The 23,012-nt window shown below is 66.2% G+C and carries 20 protein-coding genes; 12 read left to right on the plus strand and 8 right to left on the minus strand.

The window, feature by feature from the left end:
- Nucleotides 1–67 precede the first annotated feature (67 nt).
- The 6 genes from KQH53_08765 (at nt 68) to KQH53_08790 (ending at nt 5,894) form a co-directional block, all read left to right on the plus strand.
- A complete protein-coding gene (locus KQH53_08765) occupies nt 68–976 on the plus strand; it encodes a hypothetical protein (GenBank protein ID MCB2226754.1) in 909 nt (302 codons plus the stop codon).
- Nucleotides 977–979: 3 nt separating this feature from the next.
- Nucleotides 980–2,095 carry a metallophosphoesterase gene (locus tag KQH53_08770; GenBank protein ID MCB2226755.1) on the plus strand — a complete coding sequence of 372 codons (1,116 nt, stop codon included), beginning with the start codon at nt 980–982 and terminating at the stop codon, nt 2,093–2,095.
- 105 nt (nt 2,096–2,200) lie between these two features.
- Nucleotides 2,201–2,587, plus strand: coding sequence for a MerR family DNA-binding transcriptional regulator (locus KQH53_08775; GenBank protein ID MCB2226756.1), 387 nt, complete (start codon nt 2,201–2,203; stop codon nt 2,585–2,587).
- Nucleotides 2,584–4,092, plus strand: coding sequence for an AMP-binding protein (locus KQH53_08780; GenBank protein MCB2226757.1), 1,509 nt, complete (start codon nt 2,584–2,586; stop codon nt 4,090–4,092). Before KQH53_08775 ends, KQH53_08780 begins: the two co-directional genes overlap by 4 nt.
- 9 nt (nt 4,093–4,101) lie before the next feature.
- Nucleotides 4,102–5,349, plus strand: coding sequence for an acyl-CoA/acyl-ACP dehydrogenase (locus tag KQH53_08785; protein ID MCB2226758.1), 1,248 nt, complete (start codon nt 4,102–4,104; stop codon nt 5,347–5,349).
- Nucleotides 5,349–5,894 carry a manganese efflux pump MntP family protein gene (locus tag KQH53_08790; GenBank protein ID MCB2226759.1) on the plus strand — a complete coding sequence of 182 codons (546 nt, stop codon included), beginning with the start codon at nt 5,349–5,351 and terminating at the stop codon, nt 5,892–5,894. Before KQH53_08785 ends, KQH53_08790 begins: the two co-directional genes overlap by 1 nt.
- Before the next feature lie 406 nt (nt 5,895–6,300).
- Here the strand turns inward: KQH53_08790 and KQH53_08795 are convergent, their stop codons facing one another.
- The 5 genes from KQH53_08795 to KQH53_08815 all read right to left on the minus strand — a co-directional run bounded on the left by KQH53_08795 (nt 6,301) and on the right by KQH53_08815 (nt 15,000).
- The gene (locus KQH53_08795; GenBank protein MCB2226760.1) at nt 6,301–7,227 is read right to left on the minus strand and encodes a methylenetetrahydrofolate reductase; all 927 of its coding nucleotides are present in this window, start codon (nt 7,225–7,227) and stop codon (nt 6,301–6,303) included.
- On the minus strand, nt 7,224–7,892 hold the full coding sequence (locus KQH53_08800; GenBank protein MCB2226761.1) for a methylenetetrahydrofolate reductase C-terminal domain-containing protein: 669 nt from the start codon (nt 7,890–7,892) through the stop codon (nt 7,224–7,226). The genes KQH53_08795 and KQH53_08800 overlap by 4 nt, the downstream gene beginning before the upstream one ends.
- Before the next feature lie 39 nt (nt 7,893–7,931).
- Nucleotides 7,932–8,357, minus strand: coding sequence for a hydrogenase iron-sulfur subunit (locus KQH53_08805; GenBank protein ID MCB2226762.1), 426 nt, complete (start codon nt 8,355–8,357; stop codon nt 7,932–7,934).
- Nucleotides 8,358–8,433: 76 nt separating this feature from the next.
- Nucleotides 8,434–12,867 (minus strand): FAD-dependent oxidoreductase, encoded by a 4,434-nt coding sequence (locus tag KQH53_08810; GenBank protein MCB2226763.1) that lies wholly within the window; start codon nt 12,865–12,867, stop codon nt 8,434–8,436.
- A 360-nt stretch (nt 12,868–13,227) separates the two neighbouring features.
- On the minus strand, nt 13,228–15,000 hold the full coding sequence (locus tag KQH53_08815) for a formate--tetrahydrofolate ligase (GenBank protein ID MCB2226764.1): 1,773 nt from the start codon (nt 14,998–15,000) through the stop codon (nt 13,228–13,230).
- A 424-nt stretch (nt 15,001–15,424) separates the two neighbouring features.
- Between KQH53_08815 and KQH53_08820 the strand changes: the two genes are divergently transcribed.
- From KQH53_08820 to KQH53_08845, 6 genes are all read left to right on the plus strand, one after another.
- Entirely contained in the window at nt 15,425–16,276 is an 852-nt protein-coding gene (locus tag KQH53_08820) for a sulfide/dihydroorotate dehydrogenase-like FAD/NAD-binding protein (protein MCB2226765.1), read from the plus strand.
- Between the two features lie 15 nt (nt 16,277–16,291).
- Nucleotides 16,292–17,695 carry an NADPH-dependent glutamate synthase gene (gene gltA, locus KQH53_08825; protein ID MCB2226766.1) on the plus strand — a complete coding sequence of 468 codons (1,404 nt, stop codon included), beginning with the start codon at nt 16,292–16,294 and terminating at the stop codon, nt 17,693–17,695.
- Between the two features lie 389 nt (nt 17,696–18,084).
- On the plus strand, nt 18,085–18,870 hold the full coding sequence (locus KQH53_08830; protein ID MCB2226767.1) for a GTP cyclohydrolase I FolE2: 786 nt from the start codon (nt 18,085–18,087) through the stop codon (nt 18,868–18,870).
- 2 nt (nt 18,871–18,872) lie between these two features.
- Entirely contained in the window at nt 18,873–19,208 is a 336-nt protein-coding gene (locus KQH53_08835; GenBank protein ID MCB2226768.1) for a peptide chain release factor-like protein, read from the plus strand.
- A 9-nt stretch (nt 19,209–19,217) separates the two neighbouring features.
- A complete protein-coding gene (locus tag KQH53_08840) occupies nt 19,218–19,811 on the plus strand; it encodes a flavodoxin family protein (GenBank protein ID MCB2226769.1) in 594 nt (197 codons plus the stop codon).
- Nucleotides 19,812–19,818: 7 nt separating this feature from the next.
- The gene (locus KQH53_08845; protein MCB2226770.1) at nt 19,819–20,412 is read left to right on the plus strand and encodes an alpha/beta hydrolase; all 594 of its coding nucleotides are present in this window, start codon (nt 19,819–19,821) and stop codon (nt 20,410–20,412) included.
- Nucleotides 20,413–20,416: 4 nt separating this feature from the next.
- On the opposite strand, the gene KQH53_08850 is transcribed toward KQH53_08845, so the two are convergent.
- The 3 genes from KQH53_08850 to KQH53_08860 all read right to left on the minus strand — a co-directional run bounded on the left by KQH53_08850 (nt 20,417) and on the right by KQH53_08860 (nt 23,000).
- Entirely contained in the window at nt 20,417–21,106 is a 690-nt protein-coding gene (locus KQH53_08850) for an SDR family oxidoreductase (GenBank protein MCB2226771.1), read from the minus strand.
- Between the two features lie 81 nt (nt 21,107–21,187).
- The gene (locus KQH53_08855) at nt 21,188–21,715 is read right to left on the minus strand and encodes a gamma carbonic anhydrase family protein (GenBank protein MCB2226772.1); all 528 of its coding nucleotides are present in this window, start codon (nt 21,713–21,715) and stop codon (nt 21,188–21,190) included.
- Nucleotides 21,716–21,740: 25 nt separating this feature from the next.
- Nucleotides 21,741–23,000: a thiolase family protein gene (locus tag KQH53_08860; GenBank protein ID MCB2226773.1), complete on the minus strand. Its 1,260-nt coding sequence runs from the start codon at nt 22,998–23,000 to the stop codon at nt 21,741–21,743.
- Nucleotides 23,001–23,012 lie beyond the last annotated feature (12 nt).

The following is a 23,012-nucleotide window of genomic DNA, read 5'->3' on the forward strand; positions in this document are numbered from 1 at the left end:
TCATAGCTCATTACCCGGCGATTTGCCCCGCGCCACCCAATTGCCTCGCAACAAGGATGCAGCTCGGATGAGATCACGTGACATCATCATGATCGTGGTGGCCTTTGCCGGCATCTCCTGCGGGGTGTTTTTGCCCGGGCCTTCCTCCTGGGTCACCCCCTTCACGATCTACATGATGATGGGCGTGCTCTACCTTTCCTTCCTGCGCATCGACTTCGGGGTGCTGACCCGCATCAAGGGGGTGGACCTGGGCGAGCTGGCCCTGTGGAGCCTGCTCAAGCTGGTGCTCATGCCGGTGATCTTGTGGGCCCTCGCCGCCTGGCTGGCCCCGGGCTGGGCCCTGCCGGTGCTCTTGTTGGCCGGCATCTCCGCCGGGGTGACCGCGCCTTTCTTCTGCCAGATGCTGGGCGGCGACCAGGCGCGCTCCCTGCAACTAACGGTGATCACCTCGGTGCTGGTGCCCTTCACCCTGCCCGCCCTGGTTTGGCTGCTGGTCGGGCAAGAGATCAACCTGCCCCTGGTGGCCATGGGCCGCATGTTGGCCCTGGTCATCTTCGTGCCCCTGGTACTGGCCTGGCTCACCATGCGTCTGGCCCCCGGCGTGCTGGCCCCCCTGGGGCGCATCCAGTTCCCCCTGACCAACACCCTTTTCTTTTTGATCAACCTGGGGGTCTTCGCGCCTTACGCCAGCTTTTTCTTTGAGCAATCCGGCCAGGTGGTCACCGCGGTGGTGCTCTCATGCCTACTGGCCGGGGCCTACTTCGGCGCGGTCTGGGCCCTGGGCCGCCTCAGCCATCAGCGCCTGGACCATTTCTCCTGCGGCACGGGCATGGTGTTCATTAACAACGTGCTGGTGGTGGTGGTGGCGGCCAAGTTCTTCGGCCCCCGCGCCCCGCTCTTGGCCGCGGCCTATATGCTGCCCTTTTTCCTGATGCTACTGCCCTACCGCCTGCTCAAGCCCAAGGGAGGCAACTAGGCCTTGCGCTGGTTCCTGCCCATATTCTTCTCGGTCTACACCGGGCTGCACGTAATCTTCTACCGCTGCGCGCGGCACCTGCTGCCCCCGGGGCGGGGCCCGCGCCTCATCGCCTGGGCCTGGCTGGGCCTGATGATCCTGGGCCCCCTGCTCACCGTACTCTCCTATGCCTGGGGCTACCCCAAGGCCTCCGGGGTCATCGGCACGGTGGCCTACTGGTGGATGGCCTATCTGCTCATGAGCCTGCTCTGCCTGCTGGGCATGGACCTGCTCAGGCTCATGGCCTGGCCCTTCTCGCGCGGTCCCTGGGCATGGCGGCGGCCCGTGGCCCTGGCCCTGGGCGCGGCCCTGATCCTCACCGCCTACGGCGGCTGGTCCGCCACTCAGGTGCGCCTCAAGGAGGTGACGATCGCCACCCCCAAGCTGCCCGCCGAGGTTCCCGCGCTACGCATCGCGCTCACCAGCGACCTGCACCTGGGCCTGCCCGGCGGCGAGGCGCGCCTCAAGCGGGCCATCAAGCTCATCCAGGAGGCCAGGCCCGACCTGTGGCTGGACGCGGGCGACATGTGGGACCGCCCGCTGCTGGACGCCCGCGAGCTCACCGGGCTTATGGCCAAGGTGCGCCCGCCCCTGGGCAAGTACGCCATCGGCGGCAACCACGAGAACTACGTGGGCCTGAGCACCTCCATGAGCCTGGACCGGGTGGCGGGCTTCGTGTTCCTGGCCAACCGGGGCCTGGCCGTGGGGCGCGCGCTCAACCTGGCCGGGGTGGTGGACACCCGCAAGCCCGACCCGGCCCGGGACGCCGCCGCCCTCAAGGGCCTGGACCCCGGCCGCTTCACCCTGTTCCTGCGCCACCGCCCGGACTTTGGCCCGGCCACGCGCGGCAAAATCGACCTCCAGGTCTCGGGCCACACCCACGGCGGCCAGGTCTGGCCCTTCCACTACCTGGTCAAGAACCTCTACCCCCGCTTTGCCGGGCTCTATGATCTGGGCCACGGCGCCTGGCAATACACCACCCGGGGCACCGGCCTTTGGGGTCCGCCCATACGCCTTTTCGCCCCGCCCGAGGTCACGCTGATCACTCTGAAGCGCGTCCCGCCCTCTCCCCCCCGCTGACCCCCGGCCCCTTCCCAAGTCACTTGACAAAACAGTCGCGCGCGTTATATGACGTTTACGTCAACGTCATAATATGTTCCTTTGTGCCAACCAAGGAGCCCGCCCATGTGGAGCATCGCCGAGCTGGCCGCCGAGCTGGAGATCAGCACCCGCACCATCCGCTTTTACGAGGAAAAGGGCCTGATCTCTCCCCAGCGCACCCCGGGCAACCGGCGGGTGTACTCCAAGCGGGACCGGGCTCGGCTCAAGCTGATCCTCCGGGGCAAGCGCTTCGGCTACTCCCTGGAGGAGATCGGCGAGATGATCGGCATGGGGGACGTGGACCTGGACGAGGCGGAACAGATCAAGCGCAGCCTGGCCTACGGCGACAAGAAGCTGGCCGAGATCCACCAGCGCATCGAAGAGCTGAAGATGTTGGCCCGGGACATCGAATCCGTGCGGGACAAGCTGCAAGACCGGTTGGGACAACTCAAGGAGGGGAAGCAGTCATGAATTTGGTGGAGATTCTGGAACTCAACGCCCGCAAGTTTGCGGGACGCGACTGCCTGCGCTACAACGGCCAAGGCACCACTTTCGCCGAGCTGGAGGCCCTGGCGGGCCAGGCGGCCGGGCTTTTGCAGTCCTGGGGCGTGGCCAAGGGCGACCGCGTGGGCCTGATGAGCTTCAACACCCCGGCGTTCGTAATCGCCTACTACGGCATCTTGCGCGCCGGGGGCGTGGTGGTGCCCATCAACCACAAGCTGCAGGCGCCCGAGGTGGACTACATTCTGGGCCACAGCCAGGCCAAGCTGCTCTTGGCCGACGGCGCCCTGGCCCCGGTCCTCGCCAAGCTGGACTCGCCGGTGAAAAAGGCGGCCCTGGACAGCGACGTGGAGGGCCTGGAGCGCTTCGAGGCCGCCTTGCAGAACGCGCCCGCGCCCCGGGCGGTTCAGATCGCGGACAGCGACCCGGCCCAGATCCTCTACACCTCGGGCACCACCGGCAAGCCCAAGGGCTGCGTGCACACCCACCAGACGGTGCTCTTCGCGGGCATCACCGGGGCCATGGTGGTCAAGATGGACTTTAGGGACCGCCTGCTCATGGCCATGCCCATCTGGCACTCCAGCCCGCTGAACAACTGGTTCATGGGAATGCAGTACGTGGGCGGCTGCACGGTGCTGATCCGCGAGTATCATCCCCTGCATTTCTTGCAGGCGGTGCAGGATGAGAAATGTACCGTGTATTTCGGCGCGCCCATCAGCTACCTCCTGCCGATTCAGATGATCCCCCACTTCGACCAGTTCGACCTGAGCTCCATGCGCTGCTGGATTTACGGCGGCGGCCCCATCTCCGGCGACGTGGTGCTGGACCTCATCAAGCGCTACCAGAGCGACCAGTTCTACCAGGTCTACGGCATGACCGAGGCCGGCCCCACCGGCACCACCCTGTTCCCCTGGGAGCAGGTGGAGCGCGCGGGATCCATCGGGGCCCAGGGCCTGCCCGGCGCGGACGTGAAGGTGATGACCAGCGAGAACGCCCCGGCCCAGCCCGGCGAGGCGGGCGAGATTTGGCTCAAGGCCCCTTCCATGATGAAGGGCTATCTGGACGACCCTACGGCCACGGCAGAGGCCTTTGAGGACGGCTGGTACAAGACCGGCGACGTGGCCCGGGTGGACGAGGCGGGCTACATGTACATCGTGGACCGCTCCAAGGACATGATCGTCACCGGCGGGGAGAACGTGTACTCCAAGGAAGTCGAGGACGCCCTGGCCACCCATCCGGCGGTCATGGAAAGCGCGGTGCTGGGCCGCCCGCACCACGAGTGGGGCGAAACGGTGGTGGCCTACGTGGTGCCCAAGGCCGAGGCCGAGCCCACCGCCGAGGAGCTGGAGGCTTTCTTGGCCGACAAGCTGGCCCGCTACAAGATTCCCCGCGAGTTCATGATCGTGGCCGAGCTGCCCCACACCCCCACCGGCAAGGTGATGAAATACAAGCTGCGCCAGCAGATCGGCGCTTAGGAGAGAACCATGTTCGACTTTTTGCTCAACCAGGAGCAAATAAAGCTGCGCGACGAGGTGCGTGAGCTGGTGTCCTGGGTCCCCCGCGAGATGATCCTGGCCATGGACCGCGACGAGATCACCTTTCCCAAGGAGTTCCTGGCCGAGGCGGGCAAGCGCAACCTCATGGGCTGCCGCTATCCCAAACAGTGGGGCGGCCGGGGCCTGGACTGGGTGAGCACCTGCATGGTCATGGAAGAGGTGGGCGTGTTGGGCTACATCTTCGCCTGCGTGTTCGGGGTGGGGGCAGAGCTGGTCTGCGACGCCATCATCCTGCACGGCAGCGACGAGCAGAAGGAGCGCTACGTCAAGCCGCTGTTGGCCGGCGAGATGTTCGCGGCCGAGTGCCTCACCGAGCCCCGGGGCGGCTCGGACTTCTTCGGCACCACCACCATTGCCGAGGACAAGGGCGACCACTACGTGCTCAACGGCCAGAAGCGCTTCATCGTGGGCGCGGAAGGGGCCGACTACTTTTTGGTCTACGCCCGCACCGACCCGAACCCTAAGGTGGACCCGCGCAAGGCGCTCACCTGCTTCATCGTGGACCGGGGTCCGGGCGTGGACGTGGCCTATCTCTACGGGCTCATGGGCTGCCGGGGCGGCGGGGCCGGGCGCCTGGTGTTCAAGGACGTGAAGGTGCCCAAGCAAAACATCGTGGGCAAGGCGGGCGGGGCCTACGCGGTGTTCAACACCATGATGATTCCCGAGCGCCTGGGCACCGCCGCCATGACCATCGGCGCGGCCAAGCCCGCCCTGGACGTGGCCACCGGCTACACCACCCGGCGCAAGGCCTTTGGCCAGACCATCAACCAGTTCCAAGGGGTGAGCTTCCAGGTGGCCGAGGCCGCCACTTTGCTGGACGCGGCGCGGGCCATGGTCTATGCTACCGCCCGAGCGGTGGATGCGGGCACCGACACCGCGCTCACCCGCAGGCTGATTAGCCAGACCAAGAAGTTCGTCACCGAGAGTTGCCAAAAGGCGGCCAACCACGCCATGCAGGTAATGGGCGGCATCGGCTACACCAGCATCTTCCCGGTGGAACGCATCGTGCGCGACCTTCGCCTGGCCTCCATCTGGACCGGCACCAACGAGGTGATGAACCTCATCGCCGGGCACGAGTGGTACCGCGCCTATCACGACGCCAAGGCGGCCGCGCCGCGCGATTTCGAGGCCGACGCCGAGGCGGCCGGCGAAAACGAGGAGAAGATCTACGAGTAATGACTCTGTGGGAGACCCTGGCCCTGGCCGTGGCCCTTGGCTGCGACGCCTTTGCCGTGGGGCTGGCCCTGGGGGGGCGCTTCGGCGCCCCTCGCCAGCTCTTCCGCCTGTCGTTCCACTTCGGCCTGTTCCAGTTCGGCATGCCGCTCATCGGCTGGGCCTTGGGCGCGGGCCTGGCCACGGTCACCGCGCGCTACGCCCCCTGGCTGGCCGCGGCGGTGCTTCTGTTCATCGGCGGGCGCATGGTCTGGGAGGCGCTTAGGCCCCCCGAGGAACGGGCCGAGGGCCTGGACCCCACCAAGGGCTGGTCCCTGGTGGCGCTTTCCTTGGCCACCAGCATCGACGCCCTGGGCGTGGGGCTCTCCCTGGGCATGGTGGGGCAGAATGTCCTGGGCGCGGCGGTGATCATCGGAGTGGTGGCCGCGGTGATGACCCTGGGGGCCATGAAGTTGGCCGGGCTCATGAGCGCCAAGCTGGGCCACCGCATGGGCGTGGTGGGCGGGGTGATACTCATCGCCATCGCCATCAAGCTGGTGGCCTTCTAGGCGGTTAGCCGGATCGATAGAGGGCCGCATTAATTAGGCCAAATTCCAGTAAAGTCAGTCATGGCGAGGGGCGCCGCCGAAGGCGGTTGTTGAATGAGTATCTTTGGGTGGCCCAGACAGCTTGCTGTCTGGGTCGCCGAGCTCCGGCGAGGCGACAAGAGGTTGGGCGAGCGGCCGCGCTGGCATCAAACGGCATCGGCAGCACGACGGCATCCCTTGCAAACAGGGATTGCCGCGTCGCGGCCAGAAGGCCGCTCCTCGCAATGACAAGCTCTCTCTGTTCTCCTCTCTCCCCTATTCCCGACTTCTCTCTCTCCTCTTTTTTCTCTTTCCTCCGCCCCCACAAAAAAAGGAGGAGCCCCGAAGGACTCCTCCTCATACAGGCTTTATCTATGCGGCTTGCGGCTTAGTCCACCACCGGCCGGGGCAGCAGGCCCGCGCCTTCGATGATCTCCTTGGCGCGGTGCTCCCACTCGATAGCCATGACGTGCACCCCGGCCACGCCTTCCATTTCCTTGAACTCCTCGATCTGCTCGATGGCCATCTTGATGCCCTCGGCGGCCTGGTCTTTCTTGTCCACGCCCTTGAGCCGCTTGATGATGTCGGCCGGCACGTCCATGCCCGGCACGAACTTGGCCATGTAGTTGGCCATACCCACCGACTTCATGGGGGTCACGCCGGCCAGGATGTAGCACTTCTCGTGCAGGCCCTTGTCCACGGCCCGTTTCATGAACTCGCGGAACTTGTCCATGTTGTAGATGCACTGGGTCTGCACGAAGTCGGCCCCGGCCGCCACCTTCTTGGCCAGGCGGGTCACGCGGAACTCGAAGGGATCGGCAAAGGGGTTGGAGGCCGCCCCGATGAATATCTCGGGCGAGCCGTCCAGGTCCTTGTCGTTGAGGAATTTCTTCTCGTCGCGCATCTTGGCGAAGGCGGCCAGAAGCTGCACCGAGTCCAGGTCGTAGACGTTCTTGGATTCCGGATGCGAGCCGAAGCGCTGATGGTCGCCGGACAGGCACAGGACGTTCTTGATCCCCAGGGCGGTGGCCCCCAGGATGTCGGCCATCAGGGCCAGGCGGTTGCGGTCGCGGCAGACCATCTGATAGTTGGGCTCCAGGCCCTCGTCGATGAGGATCTTGCAGGCGGCCCAGGAGGCCATGCGCACCACCGCGGTCTGGTTGTCGGTGATGTTGACCGACTCCACGATGCCCTTGAGGTAGCCGGCCTTGTGGCGCACTTCCTCGGCGTTGTTGCCCATGGGCGGACCAAGCTCGCCGGTGACCGCGAAATGCCCGGCGGACAGAACTTTCTCCAGATTGCTGCCGGCTTTCATTGCTTCAGATCCTCCCTGACCCGCTTGCGCGGGCCGCCGTCGCGCGCGGTGAGCCAGTTCTTGTTGGGCCACACCTGCTCCAGCTCATCCAGCCGGCCCATGGCGTCCATCTTCTTGACGATCTGGTCCCACACGCAGGGAACCTCGGGGCTGATCTCGCAGTTGCCGCTGGCCGAGCCGCCGCAGGGCCCGTTCATCAGGCTCTTGGAGCACCGGGCGATGGGGCAGAGGCCGCCGAAGTTGTGCACCAGGCAGTTGCCGCAGCTTTGGCAACGCTCGGCCCAGACCCCGTGTTCCAGGGCCCCGCCGATGAAAGTGGTGTTGATGCCCGGGAACACCGGCACCTTGGGATAGCGCTCGGCCATGAACTGGGGCCCCACCCCGCAGGCGATGGAGACGATGGCGTCGTAATCCTCGGCCACCTCGGCCAGCTCCTCGATGTACTCGGGGTCGCACTGGCGCTCCAGGGTTTTTTCCTCCACCGTGGGAGGCTGGCCGTTCTTCTTGCGGGCGATGCGCAAGGCGGTGGCCAGAATGCCCACCTCCTTTTCGCCGCCCACATTGCAGACGGTCACGCACCCCCGGCAGCCCAACACCAGGACCTTGTCGCGGCCCTCGATCATGGCCAGAATCTCTTCCAGAGGCTTGCTGTCACCTACGATCATCGTGACTTCCCTTCCTGGTCAACATACCCGCGGGGTCTGTCAGGCCGCCTTGGCCGTATTCAACGGGCTGGGCCCCAGCTCCGCGATGCTCTCGGTGAACTCGTTGGCCACCTGGGCGAAGCGCGGTCCCTCGGCCGAACTCATGTTGAACATCTCGATCCGCTCGGGCTCAATACCCAGAGCCCCCAGAACCTTTTTGACATACTCCACCTTGCGGCGGGCCTTGAAGTTGCCGGTGAGGAAGTGGCAATCGCCTTCCATGCAACCGGCCACGTAGACGCCGTCGGCGCCGTCTTCAAAGGCCTTGAGCAGATGCAGGATGTCCACCCGCCCCGAGCAGGGCAGCTGGATGACGCGCACGTTGGTGGGGTACTGCAATCTCATCGAACCTGCCAGGTCCGCGGCCGAGTAAGCTCAGTACTGGCAGCAGAAGGCTACGATTTTGGGCTCGAAGCTTGCGCTCAACTTCATCCTCCTCTTTGGGGCCTCCGCTTGGGGCGGCCGGGGTGGGCTCCGGCGGGCGGCCGGAACCCGCTGAACCTTAACCCATCGCCGCCCTTTCCTTGGCCAGGATCTGGGCGTCGGTGAAGTGTTGCAGGGTGATGGCCTTGCCGGGGCACTCCGCCGCGCAGGCGCCGCAGCCGTAGCACTGGGCCACCTCTATCTTGGCCGCGCCGTCCACGATCTTGGGCACCCCGTAGGGGCAGGTGCGCACGCAGGTCAGGCACACCGAGCACTTGTTGGGATCCACCGTGGCCACCACTCCGCCCACGCGGATGAGGTTCTTGGCCAACACGGTTAGCGCCCGGCCGGCGGCCGCGTTGGCCTGGGCGATGGCCTCGTCGATGGGCTTGGGGTAATGGGCCAGGCCCGCCTGGTAGATGCCCTCGGTGGCGAAGTCCACCGGCCGCAGCTTGGCGTGGGCCTCCAGGAAGAAGCCCTCGGCGTTCAGCGGGGTCTTCATGGCCTCGGCCAGCTGGTGCACCTCGTTGGGCAGGATGGCCGCGGCCAGCACCAGGCGGTCCACCTCGAAGCTGATGGGCACGCCCAGCACGTGGTCCGTGGCGGTGACGGCGATCTTGCCGCTCTGGCCCACCGCGGCCTGGGGCTTGTCCTCCAGCTTGTAGCGGAAGAAGAGCACCCCCGCCTCGCGAGCCTTCTTGTACAGGTCCTCGCGCACCCCGTAGGTGCGGATGTCGCGGTAGAGGATATAGACCTGGGCCTCGGGGTTGGCCTCCTTGACCTTGATGGCGCTTTCCACCGAGTGGGTGCAGCACAGGCGGGAGCAGTAGGGCCGCTCCGGCTCGCGGGAGCCCACGCACTGGATGAAGGCCACCGAGCTCCAGTCCTTGGGCGCGGCGGGGTTGCCCCGGAGCTCCATGTCCAGCTCCAGGGAGGTGAGCACCGCGTCGCTCTCGCCGTAGAGGTACTCGGTGGGCCTTAACTCATGGCCGCCGGTAGCCAGCACGATGACCCCGTGCTCCACGTTGGTCTCGGCCCCGCCCTCGGCGGTGATGGTGCTCACGTAGTTGCCCACGAAGCCCTTGAACCCGGTGAGTTCGCTATTGAGGTGCAGGGTGATGTTCTTATTCTCATTGACCAGGCTGACCAGGTCCTCCAGGTAAGGCGCCACGTCTTCGCCCTTCCAGGAGTTGAGCAAATAGCGGGCGTTGCCGCCCAGCTCGCCGGTCTTTTCCACCAAATGCACCGGATAGCCGGCCTTGCCCAGGTTGAGCGCGGCCACCATGCCGGCCACACCGCCGCCCACCACCACGCCGGCCTTGTTCAGCGGCAGCTCCACCTGGTGCAGCGGCTCGATGAGCGCGGCCTTGGCCACGGCCATGCGCACCAGGTCCTTGGCCTTGGCGGTGGCCTTCTCGGGCTCGCCCTGGTGCACCCAGGAGTCCTGGTCGCGGATGTTGGCCATCTCGAAGAGGTACTTGTTCAGGCCCGCCTCGCGGATCGTCTCCTGGAACAAGGGCTCGTGGGTGCGGGGGCTGCAGGAAGCCACCACCACCCGGTTGAGGTTGTTCTCCTCGATCTTGTCCTTGATCTTGTTCTGGGTGTCCTGCGAGCAGGTGAACAGGTTGTCGTCCACGAACTCCACGAAGGGCAAGGTGGCGGCATACTCGCGCACCGCGGGCACGTCCACGATGCCCCCGATGTTGATGCCGCAGTTGCACACGAACACGCCCACCCTGGGCTGCTCCCCGCTGATGTCCTTCTCGATGGGGTAGGTCAGCTCCTTGGTCAGGGTGCCCCGGCTCTCGGAGATGTCCAGGCTGGCCACGCAGGCCGCCGCGCTGGCTTCCATCACCGCCTGGGGGATGTCCTTGGGGCCCGCGAAGGCGCCGCAGGCGAAGATGCCCTCGCGGCTGGTGCCCACCGGGGCGAAGGATGAGGTCTCGGTGAAGTTGTAGCCGGTGAGGTCGATGCCCAGGCGATGGGCGGTCTCGATGGCCTCGGGTCCGGTCTGGAGGCCCACCGAGAGGACCACCATGTCGAACTCCTCCTCCATGGCCTCGCCGTTCTCGGTAACGTACTCGATGCGCAGGCGGTCGCCCTCCACCGGGTCCACGGTGTGCACCCGGGAGCGGATGAAGCGCACCCCCTTCTCGTCCTCGGCCCGGTTGTAGTACTTCTCGAAGTCCTTGCCGTAGGTGCGCATGTCCATGAAGAAGATGGTGGCGTCCAGCTCCTCGGAGGCGTGCTCCTTGGCGATCACCGCCTCCTTGATGGCGTACATGCAGCACACCGCCGAGCAATAGCCATTGTCGCAGTGGTTGATGTCGCGGCTGCCCACGCACTGGAGCCAGGCGATCTTCTTGGGCTCCACCCCGTCGCTGGGGCGCTGGAGGTGGCCCTGGTAGGGGCCCGAGGCGCTCAGGATGCGCTCGAACTCCATGGCCGAGACCACGTTGGGATGCCCGGCGTAGGAGTAGGTGTCGAACAGGTTGGGGTCGAAGGGATCGAACCCAGGCGCCAGGATCACGCTGCCCACGTTGAGGGTCATCTCGGTGGGCTGCTGGTCGTGGGCCGGGGCCTTGGCCTTGCAGGCTTCCACGCACTGCAAGCACTCGCAGCACACCCCGCAGTTCAGGCAGCGGTCGCCCTCGGACTGGGCCTGCTCGGCCTTGAGGCCCAGCTCGAACTCCTTGTAATCGTGCTTGCGCTCCTCGCCGCCGCGCATCTCCATGTGCGCCCGGGGAGCCAGGTCGATGTCCAAGGGGATGGGGTTGAACTCGCGCTCGCCCTCGGGCCTGAGCTCGGGCTTCACGCGGCCCTCGGCCAGGTCCTGGCCTTCGAACTGGCGCAACATGCTGCGCGCCGCCTCGCGGCCGGCGGCCACCGCGCCGATGGCGATCCAGGGGCCGGTGACCACGTCGCCGCCCGCGTACACGCCTTCCAGGTTGGTGGCGTTGGTGGTGGGGTCGGCGGCGATGGTGCCGCGCGGGCTCAGCTCCAGGCCGTGGTCCTCGCCCAGCCAGGAGAGGTCGGTGCGCTGGCCGATGGCGGTGATAATCAGGTCGGCGTCCATGGGGGTGGTGTGCCCCTCGTCGAACTCGGGGGCGAAGCGGCCCTCCTCGTTGAACACCCGGGTGCACTTCTTGAGCACCAGGCCCACGGCCTTGCCGCCCTCGGCCTTGACCTCCATCACGCCGCGGCGGTGCACGAACTTGACGCCCTCTTCGGTGGCCTCGCTGATCTCCCAAGGGCTGGCCGGGCACTCCTCTTCGGACTCCAGCATGACCATGGTCACGTCGCTGGCGCCCTGGCGGATGGCGGTGCGGGCCGCGTCCACGGCCACGTTGCCGCCGCCCACCACGATGACCTTGTCGCCTTGAGCGGTCTCGTTGCCCAGGCTCACGTCCTGGAGGTAGTCCAGGGCGGCCACCACCTGCTCGCTGTCCTCGCCGGGCGCGCCCAGCTTGAAGCTGGCCGGAGCGCCCACGCCCAGGAACACCGCGTCGTAGTCGTCGCGCAGGTTCTGGAAGGTGGTGTCCGTGCCAATGGGGCTGTTGAGCTTGATCTCCACGCCCATGCCCTTGATCATGTCCACCTCGGCCTGCAAGGTCTCCATGGGCAGGCGGTAGGAGGGCACGCCCACGGCCAGCGCGCCGCCGGCCACGGGCAGGGCCTCGTAGATCACCGACTTAACGCCCGCGCGGGCCAGATGGTAGGCGCAGGACAACCCGGCCGGGCCGGCACCCACGATGGCCACCTTCTCCGAGCGCGGCTCGCACTCGGGCTGGGCGATGTTGGTGATGCCCACCTCGTCGGCCACGAAGCGCTTGATGTCGCGGATGGCGATGGCCTCGTCCACGTCCATGCGGCGGCAGGACTCCTCGCAGGGATGGGGGCAGATGCGGCCGATGGTGCCCGGCAGGGGCAGGTCCTTCATGATGATGTTCAAGCTCTCGGCGAAGTTGCCGGTCTTGGCCATCTGCACGTAGCCCTGCACGTTGAGGTTGGCCGGGCAGGCCACCAGACAAGGGGCGCGGTCCATCTTGGTGATGGAATAGGCGTTGGGGAAGGCCTGGGCATAGCGCTTGAAGGTCGCCTTGCGCTCACTCAGCCCCTGGTCGAACTCGTTGGGCACCGAGACCGGGCAGGCCTCGATGCAGTCGCCGCAGGCGGTGCAGGCGTCCATGTCCACGTAGCGGGGCTCCTGATGCACCTCCACCGAGAAGTCGCCCGCCTCGCCGGAGATGGATTGCACCTCGGCCTGGGTGATGATTTCGATGTTCAGATGGCGCCCGCACTCCACCAACTTGGGGGAGATGATGCACATGGCGCAGTCATTGGTGGGGAAGGTCTTGTCAAGCTGGGCCATCCTTCCGCCGATGGCCGTGGTCTTTTCAACCAGGTACACGTAGTATCCGGCGTTGGCCAAGTCCAAAGAAGCCTGCACCCCGGCGATGCCGGCGCCGACCACCATTACCGCTCCGACCTTGCTGCTTTGCGCCATAGATATCGTCCCTTGCAAACGGTTCTCCGCCTGGCCCCGCGCCAGGCGGATTCAGCGGCCGATCACCTGGTCAGGGACCTTGCCACCTTGTGAAAATCATAATTATTTACCTCGGAAAGATACCAAATATATTCGATGGGCACTATAGACAAAATAGGAGTCTGTGGCAAGATTAGATTGTCCTTCGAATTTAGCCTACTTAACCCATCTAAATTGTTGGTTGTCGCTAACCCCGATGGGCATTGTTGCCATTATAGCATCGCGTCCGCCCCGCCAGAAAAGCCCCCCGAGCTGGGAAAATGAGCACAAAAAGAGCCCGGGCCGCAATGGCCCGGGCTCTTGAGGGTCTTACTTGGAGCGTTTGGTCTAGAACACGCCCTTGACCTTGCCGGTCTCGACGTCGACGTCCACGCGGCGGTAGGCCGGGTTGGAGCCGGTGCCGGGCATCAGGCTGATGTTGCCCGCCACGGGCACCACGAAGCCGGCGCCGCCGTAGGTGAGAATGTCGCGCACGAACAGGCGCCAGTCCTTGGGCACGCCCTTGAGGGCCGGGTTGTCCGACAGCGACAGGTGGGTCTTGACCATGCAGGTGCCCAGCTTGGACAGCTCGGCGTCGGCCTCGATCTTCTTGGCCTTGGCCAGGGCGGCGTCGGAGTAGTCCACGCCGTCGGCACCGTAGACCTCCTTGGCGATGAGGCTGATGCGCTCGCGCAGCGGAGTCTCCAGCTCGTAGAGCAGCTTGAACTCGTTGGGCTCGTTGCACGCGTCGATGACCGCGTCCGCGAACTCCAGAGCGCCTTCGCCGCCGTGCTCCCAGTGACGCGACAGGGCCACGCGGGCGCCGGCCGCCTCGCCCATCTCACGCACCTTGGCGATCTCGGCGTCGGTGTCGGTGTAGAAGGCGTTGATGCACACCACCGGGTTGATGCCGGCCTTGCGCACGGTGTTGATGTGGTGGACCAAGTTCTCGCAGCCCTTCTCGACCCACTCGACGTTCTCGCCCTTGTACTCTTCGGGCATGGGCTTGCCGGGCACCGGGATGGGAGCGCCGCCGTGGCACTTCAGGGCCCGGATGGTGGCCACGACCACCGCGCAGTTGGGCTTCAGGCCGCTGAAGCGGCACTTCAGGTTCCAGAACTTCTCAAAGCCGATGTCCGCGCCGAAGCCCGACTCGGTCACGTGGTAGTCGCCCAGCTTCAGGGCCACGCGGTCGGCGATGATGGAGGACTGGCCGATGGCGATGTTGGCGAAGGGACCGGCGTGCACGAACACCGGCTGGCCTTCCAGGGACTGCAACAGGTTGGGGTTCAGGGCCTCGACCATCCAGGCGGTCATGGCGCCGTCGACCTGCAGATCCTTGGTGGTGATGGGCACGCCCTGCTTGTTGTAGGCCACCACGATCTTGCCCATGCGCTCGCGCATGTCGGCCAGGTCCTTGGCCACGGCCAGAATGGCCATAACCTCGGAGGAAACCGCGATGCCGAACTTGGACTGCATGGTGAAGCCGTCGGTGCGGCCGCCCAGGCCCATGACGATATTGCGCAGGCCCTGGCAGCAGAAGTCGATGATCCAGCCCATTTCCACGTTAGTGGGGTCGATGTCCAGGCGCTCCATGTTGGACAGGCGCATGAGCTGCTCGTCGGTGTAGTTGCGCTCGTGCTGCATACGGCTGTTCAGCGCGACCATGGCCAGGTTGTGGCTGTTCATGATGGCGTTGATGTCGCCGGTGAGGCCCAGGGAGAACGGGGTCAAGGGGATGCACTGGGCCAAGCCGCCGCCGGCCGCGGAACCCTTGATGTTCATGGTGGGGCCGCCGGAGGGCTGACGGATGGCCGCGGTCACGTTGACCTTGCGCTGGCCCAGGCCCTCGACCAGACCCATGGAGGAGGTGGACTTGCCCTCTCCCAGGGGGGTGGGGGTGATGGCGGTGACGTCAATGTACTTGCCGTCGGGGCGATCTTTGAGCCTATCGAGCAGCTTTTTGAAGTCCACCTTGGCCACGTAGTGACCATGCAGGAGCAGTTCCTCCTCGGTTATCCCCAGCTCGCTGGCGATATCCTTGATGGGCTTCATGTACTCTTCGGCTGCCTCAGCGATTACGTAATCAGGATTTTCTCTGGGATCTGGCAGCTTGGGCATATCAACTCCTCCTTGAAAGCATAACGCAGCAATGTCAACGATCCGGCCCTGCCCCCGGGTGCCTCCCGGCAGCCAAACCAGACCATATAAGTTTACGACTTCTCTCCGGTGCTCTTATTTCAGCTATCTGGCGACGACCCCGTAAGCTAAGGAGATCACCAGTTATCTTGGGCAAATAGCACGTTTGGGATTCAAGGTCAAGAGAATTGCATCACAAACTGCTCCCAACCCCCAAGTTGAACCACAGACCCCGGCAAGCAGCAGGAGATTATTTGACGCGGGCCCTTGGGGGTGATAATGCTACCCCTGTGAGGGGGAGGTCCGGCCCCCAGTTCGGGCCTCAAAATCAACATTCGAAGCACCCCGCAGCCCTGTTCAGCATACCTCTATCATCCATGGGTGTTTCCTGTCCACGGGGAGAGACATGTACAAGATCCTTTCCAAGCGGGAGCTGGCCCAGGGCACTGTGGTCGAAAACGAGATCGAGGCTCCCCGCATCGCGGCCAAGGCCCAGCCCGGCCAGTTCGTCATCCTCAGGGTCAACGAGACCGGCGAGCGCATTCCGCTCACCATGGCCGACACCGACCCCCGGCGGGGCACCATCACCATCATCTACCAGGTGGTGGGCAAGACCACCGCTCTGCTCAAGAGCCTGGCGGTGATGGACTCCATCATGGACATCGCCGGGCCCCTGGGCACCCCGACGCCCATCGAGAAAAAGGGCACCATCATCTGCGTGGGCGGCGGCACCGGCGTGGCCGTGCTGCACCCCATCACCCGGGGCTTCCATGAGGCGGGCAACAAGGTCATCGGCATCATCGGGGCGCGCACCAAGGACTTGCTCATCATGGAAGACAAGATGACCAAGGCCACGGACGAGCTTTACGTCTGCACCGACGACGGCTCCTACGGCCACCACGGCTTTGTGACCGACGTCTTGCGCGAGCAGCTGACCAAGCTGGGCTCCGAGGTCAAGGAGGCGGTGTGCATCGGGCCGGTGCCCATGATGAAGTTCTGTTGCAAGGTCACCGAGGAGTTCGGGGTGCCCAGCATGGTCAGCCTGAACGCCATCATGGTGGACGGCACGGGCATGTGCGGCTGTTGCCGGGTGCAGGTGGGCGGCGAGACCAAGTTCGCCTGCGTGGACGGCCCGGAGTTCGACGGCCACAAGGTGGATTTCGAGGGGCTTTCCAAGCGCCTGACCGCCTACATGCCTCAGGAGAAGGAGGCCATGGGCCTCTATGAAAAGAAATGCTCCTGCGGCAAGCAGGGTTAAGGGGGGAGAAGCATCATGGCCGATAAAAAGGAAAAGACTCCCCGCACTCCCATGCCCGAGCAGAAGCCCGAGGTTCGCCGCCGCAACTTCGAGGAGGTGCCCCTGGGCTACCAGGCCGAGATGGCCCAGATCGAGGCCAGCCGTTGCTTGCAGTGCAAGAAGCCTGCTTGCGTGCAGGGCTGCCCGGTGAACGTAAACATCCCAGCCTTCATCCACCACATCGCCGAGGGCAACTTCGCCAAAGCGGTGTTCCAGCTCTGGGAGGACAACTCCCTGCCCGCGGTCTGCGGCCGGGTGTGCCCCCAGGAGAACCAGTGCGAAGGCAACTGCATCGTGGGCAAGAAGGACAAGCCCGTGGCCATCGGCAACCTGGAGCGCTTCGCCGCGGACTGGGCCCGGTCCGAAAAGGACCTGCCCCTGCCTCCGGTGGCCCCCAAGACCGGCAAGAAGGTGGCCGTGGTGGGATCGGGCCCCGGCAGCCTCACAGTGGCCGGCGACCTGATCCGCAAGGGCCACGAGGTCACGGTCTACGAGGCCTTCCACAAGCCCGGCGGCGTGCTGGTCTACGGCATTCCCCAGTTCCGGCTGCCCAAGGAGATCGTGGCCTCGGAGGTCAACTTCCTGGAGCGCCTGGGCGTTAAAGTCGAGTGCAACGTGGTGGTGGGCTCCACCATCACCGTGGACGAGCTGCTCACCGAAGAGGGCTTTGACGCGGTGTACCTGGGCGTGGGCGCGGGCCTGCCCCGCTTCGTGGGGGTGCCCGGCGAAAACCTCATCGGGGTCTACAGCGCCAACGAGTACCTCACCCGGGCCAACCTGATGAAGGGCTACCTCTTCCCCGAGTACGACACCCCGCTGATCAAGGGCGACCACGTGTGCGTGTTCGGCGGAGGCAACGTGGCCATGGACAGCCTGCGCACCGCCATGCGCATGGGCTGCGACGACGTGAAATGCGTGTACCGCCGCTCCGAGGAGGAGCTGCCCGCCCGCGGCGAGGAGATCCACCACGCCAAGGACGAGGGCATCCAGTTCTTCCTGCTGCACTCGCCGCTGCGCTTCATTGGCGACGAGGACGACCGGCTCAAGGCGGTGGAGCTCCAGGAGATGCAGCTCGGCGAGCCCGACGAGAGCGGCCGCCGGCGGCCCGAGCCCATTCCCGGCTCGGTGAAAACCATCGACTGCGACCTGGCCATCATCGCCATCGGCTCCGGGGCCAACCCGCTCATCACCCGCACCACGCCGGGGCTGGAGGTGAACAAGTGGGGCTACATCGAGGCCGATGACGACGGCAAGACCAAGAAGGCCAAGGTCTGGGCCGGCGGCGACATCGTCACCGGCGCGGCCACGGTGATCAAGGCCGCCGGGGCCGGGCGCACCGCGGCCAACAGCATGCACCGCTACCTGACCTGGGGCTGGTAGAAACCCCCGGTCAAGGGCGCGACGGACAAGGAAAAAAGAGGGGCGTCCCGCTTGCTAGGGGGGACGCCCCACTCTATAATTCGGCTACTGTTAAACACCACTGACCATGTTTCACACCGGTTAGCCCACATATTTCATGAGGGTTGGGCGGCAGGAAACAACGAACCAAATTTCATGTGCCGTTCTGAAATAGGCACCTATGCCGTCAGGGGGCGGTTTGCACCCTGGACCGGCACAGCCAGCCGCCGACAGACAAGGCGTCTGGCAAGCGAGGGCCGCTGGCGTAGCCGCTAGCTACGTCAAGGCCCGAGCGCAGCCAGCAACGCAGTATGGCGGTGGCTGGCGCAGCCGGACGCCCGGCTCTCATGAAATTTGCGGGCTAAAATCCGATGCTCGACGTACAAAATCAGCGCGACCACCGCAATGTGGCCATCGACAAGGTGGGGGTGAAGAACATCCGCTACCCCATCACCGTGCTGGACCGCGCCGCCGGTTCGCAGCAGACGGTGGCCTCCATCAACATGTACGTGAACCTGCCTCACCAATACAAGGGCACGCACATGAGCCGCTTCATCGAGCTACTCAGCGAGTACAGCGGCAACATCAACATCTCCAACATCCCCGACATCCTGGACGAGATGAAGAGCCGCCTGGACGCGGAAAGCGCCCACATCGAGGTGGAGTTCCCCTACTTCATCGAGAAGTCCGCCCCGGTGAGCAAGGCCCAGGGGCTCATGGAGTACGCCATCGCCTTCCGGGGCAGCCTCAACGGCAGCGGCATGGATTTGGTGGTGGAGATCGGGGTGCCGGTGACCACCCTGTGCCCCTGCTCCAAGGAGATAAGCGCCTCGGGCGCCCACAACCAGCGGGGCATCGTGCGCCTGGCCGTGCGCTTCAAGCGCTTCATCTGGATCGAGGACTTGATTCAGATGGTGGAGCAGAGCGCCTCATCAGAGGTCTTCAGCCTGCTCAAGCGCGAGGACGAGAAGTTCGTCACCGAGAACGCCTACGAGAACCCCATGTTCGTGGAGGACGTGGTGCGCGAGGTGGCGGTGAAGCTCTCGGCCGACCCCAACATCGTCTGGTTCACCGTGGACAGCGAGAACTTCGAGTCCATCCACAACCACTCGGCCTACGCCTTCATCGAGGTGGACAAGCGCGAACCAAAGGTTTGAGCATGGCCCCGCCCCTGGACATGGACGACAAGGACCTGAGCTGGGAGTTCTTCCGGGCCACCGGCCCGGGCGGACAGCACCGCAACAAGGTGGAGAGCGGGGTGCGCCTGACCCACGAGCCCACCGGCATCGTGGTGCAGGCCACCGAGCGCCGCTCCCAGCACCAGAACCGCGAGGTGGCCTTGCGCCGCCTGGAGGCGGCCCTGGCCAAGCGCAACGCGCCCCCGCCCAAGCGCAGGAAGCCCACCAAGCCCTCGCGGGCGGCCAAGCGCCGCCGGGTGGAGGCCAAGAAGCAGCGGGGACGCACCAAGAGCCTGCGCCAAAAACCGGACTGGTAAGGAGAGGCCATGGCCCTGATCCTGGCCATTAGCGGCAGCCCGCGCAAGGGGGCCAACAGCGGCAAGCTGGCCTCCGAGGTTTTGGCCGGCGCGGCCGAGGCCGGGCATGACACCGAGCTGATCCGCCTGCGCGAGCATGAGTTCAGCGCTTGCATCGGCTGCGAGCGCTGCCGCAAAAGCAAAGCCTGCATTGGCCTGGACGACGGGATGCAGGCGCTCTATCCCCTGGTCGACAAGGCTCAGGGACTCGTCTTGATCTCCCCCACCCATAACTACAACGTCTCGGCCTTGATGAAGGCCTTTATAGACCGGCTCTACTGCTTCTACGATTTCGGCGAACAGCGGCCCGGCCCCTGGGGCAGCCGTTTGGCCGGGCAGGGGCGCAAGGCCCTGATCGGCGCGGTGGCCGAGCAGTTGGACAGCGAAGGCCTGGGCGTGGTGCTGCCCGCTCTGCGCCTGCCCCTGGAGTCCTTTGGCTACGAGGTGGTGGGCGAGCTGGTGGCTCCCGGGGTCTTCCCGCCCGGCGCGGTGAGCCGGGACGCGGCGATCATGGCCCAGGCCCACGCCGCCGGTCGCGCGCTGGGCCAAGCCGTGGGAGGCTAGGCAAGCCGTGGCTCGCTATCTTTTCGTGCCCGGCGGCAAGCGCACCGGGGCGGACTGGGACTCGGTGCGGACCATCCTCGACAACCAAGGCCACGTCACCCAAGCCATCACCCTCTCCGACCCGGAGCACGCCACCCTGGAGGGCCACGTGGCCGAGGTGCGCGCGGCCCTCGCGGCCTGGGGCGACGAGCCGGTGCGCCTGGTGGGGCACAGCTACGCCAGCCTGGTGATCAGCGGCGCGGCGGCGGCCATGCCCGAGTCCGTTGAGAGCCTGGGCTACGTGGACTGCCTGATCCCCGTGAGCGGCCGCTCTTTGTTCGATTTCTTCCGCTCGGCCGGGGTGGACCCGGACGCCTTTGGGGTGCCCGCCTGGCCCCCCTTCACCCAGCCCCTGGTTTTTGATGAAAAGGCGCTCCGGGCCCTGCCCAAGCTCTACGTGCACTGCCTGCGCAGCCAGTTCCTGGCCATGACCGGCGAGCCGGTGCGCCATGTGCGGGCGCACCTGGCCGACGAGCACTGGACCTATCGCGAGGTCGACGCGGACCATTACGTGATGCTCGAGCACGCCCCCGAGCTGGCCGCCATTCTGGAAGAGATGTGAGCGCCTAGATAAGCAGCGCCCCGCCGTCCACCACCGCTACGGTCCCCGTCACATACGGGCTCAGCATCAAATGCAGGTAACTGGCCGCCGCCTCGCGGGCCGCGCCCAGGCGGCCGGCCGGGAAGCCCTCGGCCTTGGCCGCCACCTCGGGCGGCTTGGGCGCGAGGTAGCCCGGGCTCACCGCGTTCACCCGGAGAGGAGCCAGCTCCACGGCCAAGGCCCGGGCCAGGGTCTCCACTCCAACGTCGATCAGGGCCATGGCCGCGTGGCCGGGCATGATCTTCTGGCCGAGGATGCCGCTGGTCAGGGTGACGCTGCCTTGGGGGTTGAGCTGGGGCAGGGCCGCCTGGATGAAGCGGGCCGCGCCCCAGAGCTTCACGCCCATGCCCTCGCGGGCCTGCTCTAGGTCCAGGGAGGCAAAGGGCGCGGGCGTGAGCGCGGGCCGCACCGCCACCACCAAATGGTCGATGTGCCCGGCCGCCTCCAGCAGGGGGCCGAAGCTGGCGGGGTTGGTGAGATCGCAGTCGTGCGCGCTCACCTCCGGCCCCAGCTCGCGGGCCAGTTCAGCGGCCTTTTGCGTGGCGCGGCGCGAAGCCACCAGCACCCGCGCCCCGTTCTCATGGGCCAGGCGGGCCACGGCCAGGCCGATGCCCGCGTTGCCCCCCAACACCAGCACGCTCTGCCCTTGCAGCATGGCGGCATCCTTTCGTCTACAGCAAGAAGGGACCGGCCCGCGTGGACCGGCCCCTGATTCATCCTTGCAGGCTCGCCAGGCTCAGGCCATCTGCTCCAGATAGACCTTGGCCTTGGCCGAAAGCTCGGCCAGCTGGCGCGAGACCTCCTCGCGCTCGGCGGGCTTGAGCTCGCGGATCACCTTGGCGGGCTGGCCCAGGACCAACACGCCCTCGGGCACCTCCATGCGGGGCGGCACCACCGCGCCGGCCCCCACCAAAGCGCCCGCGCCCACCACCGCGCCGTCCAGCACGATGGCCCCGATGCCCACCAGGGCGCCGCTCATCACCTTGGCCCCGTGCAGGCAGACCTGGTGGCTGATCAACGCGCCGGGCTCCACGATCACCGGCTTGCCCTCCGGGGCCTCCACCAGGGCCAGGTCCAACACCGCGCTGCCCTCGCCGATCTCGATGCGGTCGTCGTCGGCCCGGAGCACCGCACCCGGCCAGACCATGGCGCCCGCGGCCAGGTTCACCTGGCCCAAGAGGCGGGCCGAGGGGTCCACGAAAGCGCACGGCCCGATTTGGGGAGCCAAGCCCTTGAAGGGAGTGAGCAGGGGTTTGTCCGGCATGTGGGCGTCCTTTCGCTGAGGGAGTCTAGCGGCTGAACACCGCCGCGATGCCCTGGCCGCCGCCGCCGCAGATGGTGACCAGGCCCTTCTTGGCGTCCTGGCGCTGCATCTGGTGCAGCAGGGTGACCGTGCGCATCACGCCGGTGGCCCCGATGGGGTGGCCCAGGGAGATGCCCGAGCCGTTCACGTTGATCTTGGTCTCGTAGTCCTCTTGGGGCACGCCCATGAGCTTGGCGTCGGCCAGCATCTGCACGGCAAAGGCCTCCTGGATCTCGAAGAGCTCGATGTCGCCGAGCTCCAGGCCCGCCTTGGCCAAGGCGCCCCTGACCGCCACGTCCACCGCCGGGTAGGTGATGGTGGGGTCGCAAGCGCCCACCGCCGCGGCCTCGAACCAGGCCAGGGGGGTGAGACCCAGCTCCTTCACCTTGGCCTCGGACATCAACACGATGGCCGCCGCCCCGTCGTTCTCCGAAGAGGAGTTGCCCGCGGTGCACACGCCATCGGGGTAGACCGTGGGCAGCTTGGCCAGCTTCTCGGCCGTGGTGCCCGGGCGGGGGGTTTCGTCGGCGTCCAGGCTGGCGGGGCCCTTCTTGCTGGGGGGCAGGGGCACCGGCACCAGCTCCTCGGCGAAGATGCCCGCCTCCATGGCCGCCACCGCCTTGGCGTGGCTGCGCGCGGACCAGGCGTCGGCCGCCTCGCGGGTGATGCCCTCCATCTTGGCCGCGGTCTCGGCCCAGGCCATCATGGAGTTCAGCTCGCCGTAGCGCGCGATGGGCTGGGACATGACCCGGGCCCGCTGGATGCGGTCGAAGAAAGGCACGCCCCACATGGCCATGGCGCCGTGGCCCCGAGGCATGAAGCCCCACTTGGGGTCCTTCTTGCCGCCCAGGCCCCACTTGATCTCGCCGGGCAGGTACATCTCGGCCCGGCTCATGCTGTCCAGGCCCAGGGCCACGGCCACCTCGGCGTTGCCGGTCTGGATCTTCATGGCCGCGATCCACAGGGCGTCCACCCCCGAGCAGCAGCGGCGGTCCAGGGTCAGGGCGCTAACCGTGTCCGGCCAGCCGGCCTCCAACAGGGACACGCGGCCCGCGTTGGCGCACTCGCCGTTCTGATAGGCCTGCGCGGCCACCACCTCGCCCACCGCGGCGGGGTCGAGGCCGATCTTGTCCAGGGCCGCCGAGAGCACCAGCGCGCCCAGGGTGGAGACCTCCACGTCCTTGAGGGAGCCGCCGTAACGGCCGATGGGGGTGCGCACACCAGATACCAAAGCCACTCTTTCCATGATTCTCTCTCC

It is taken from the genome of Desulfarculaceae bacterium (assembly GCA_020444545.1).
Classification (GTDB): Bacteria; Desulfobacterota; Desulfarculia; order Desulfarculales; family Desulfarculaceae; genus Desulfoferula.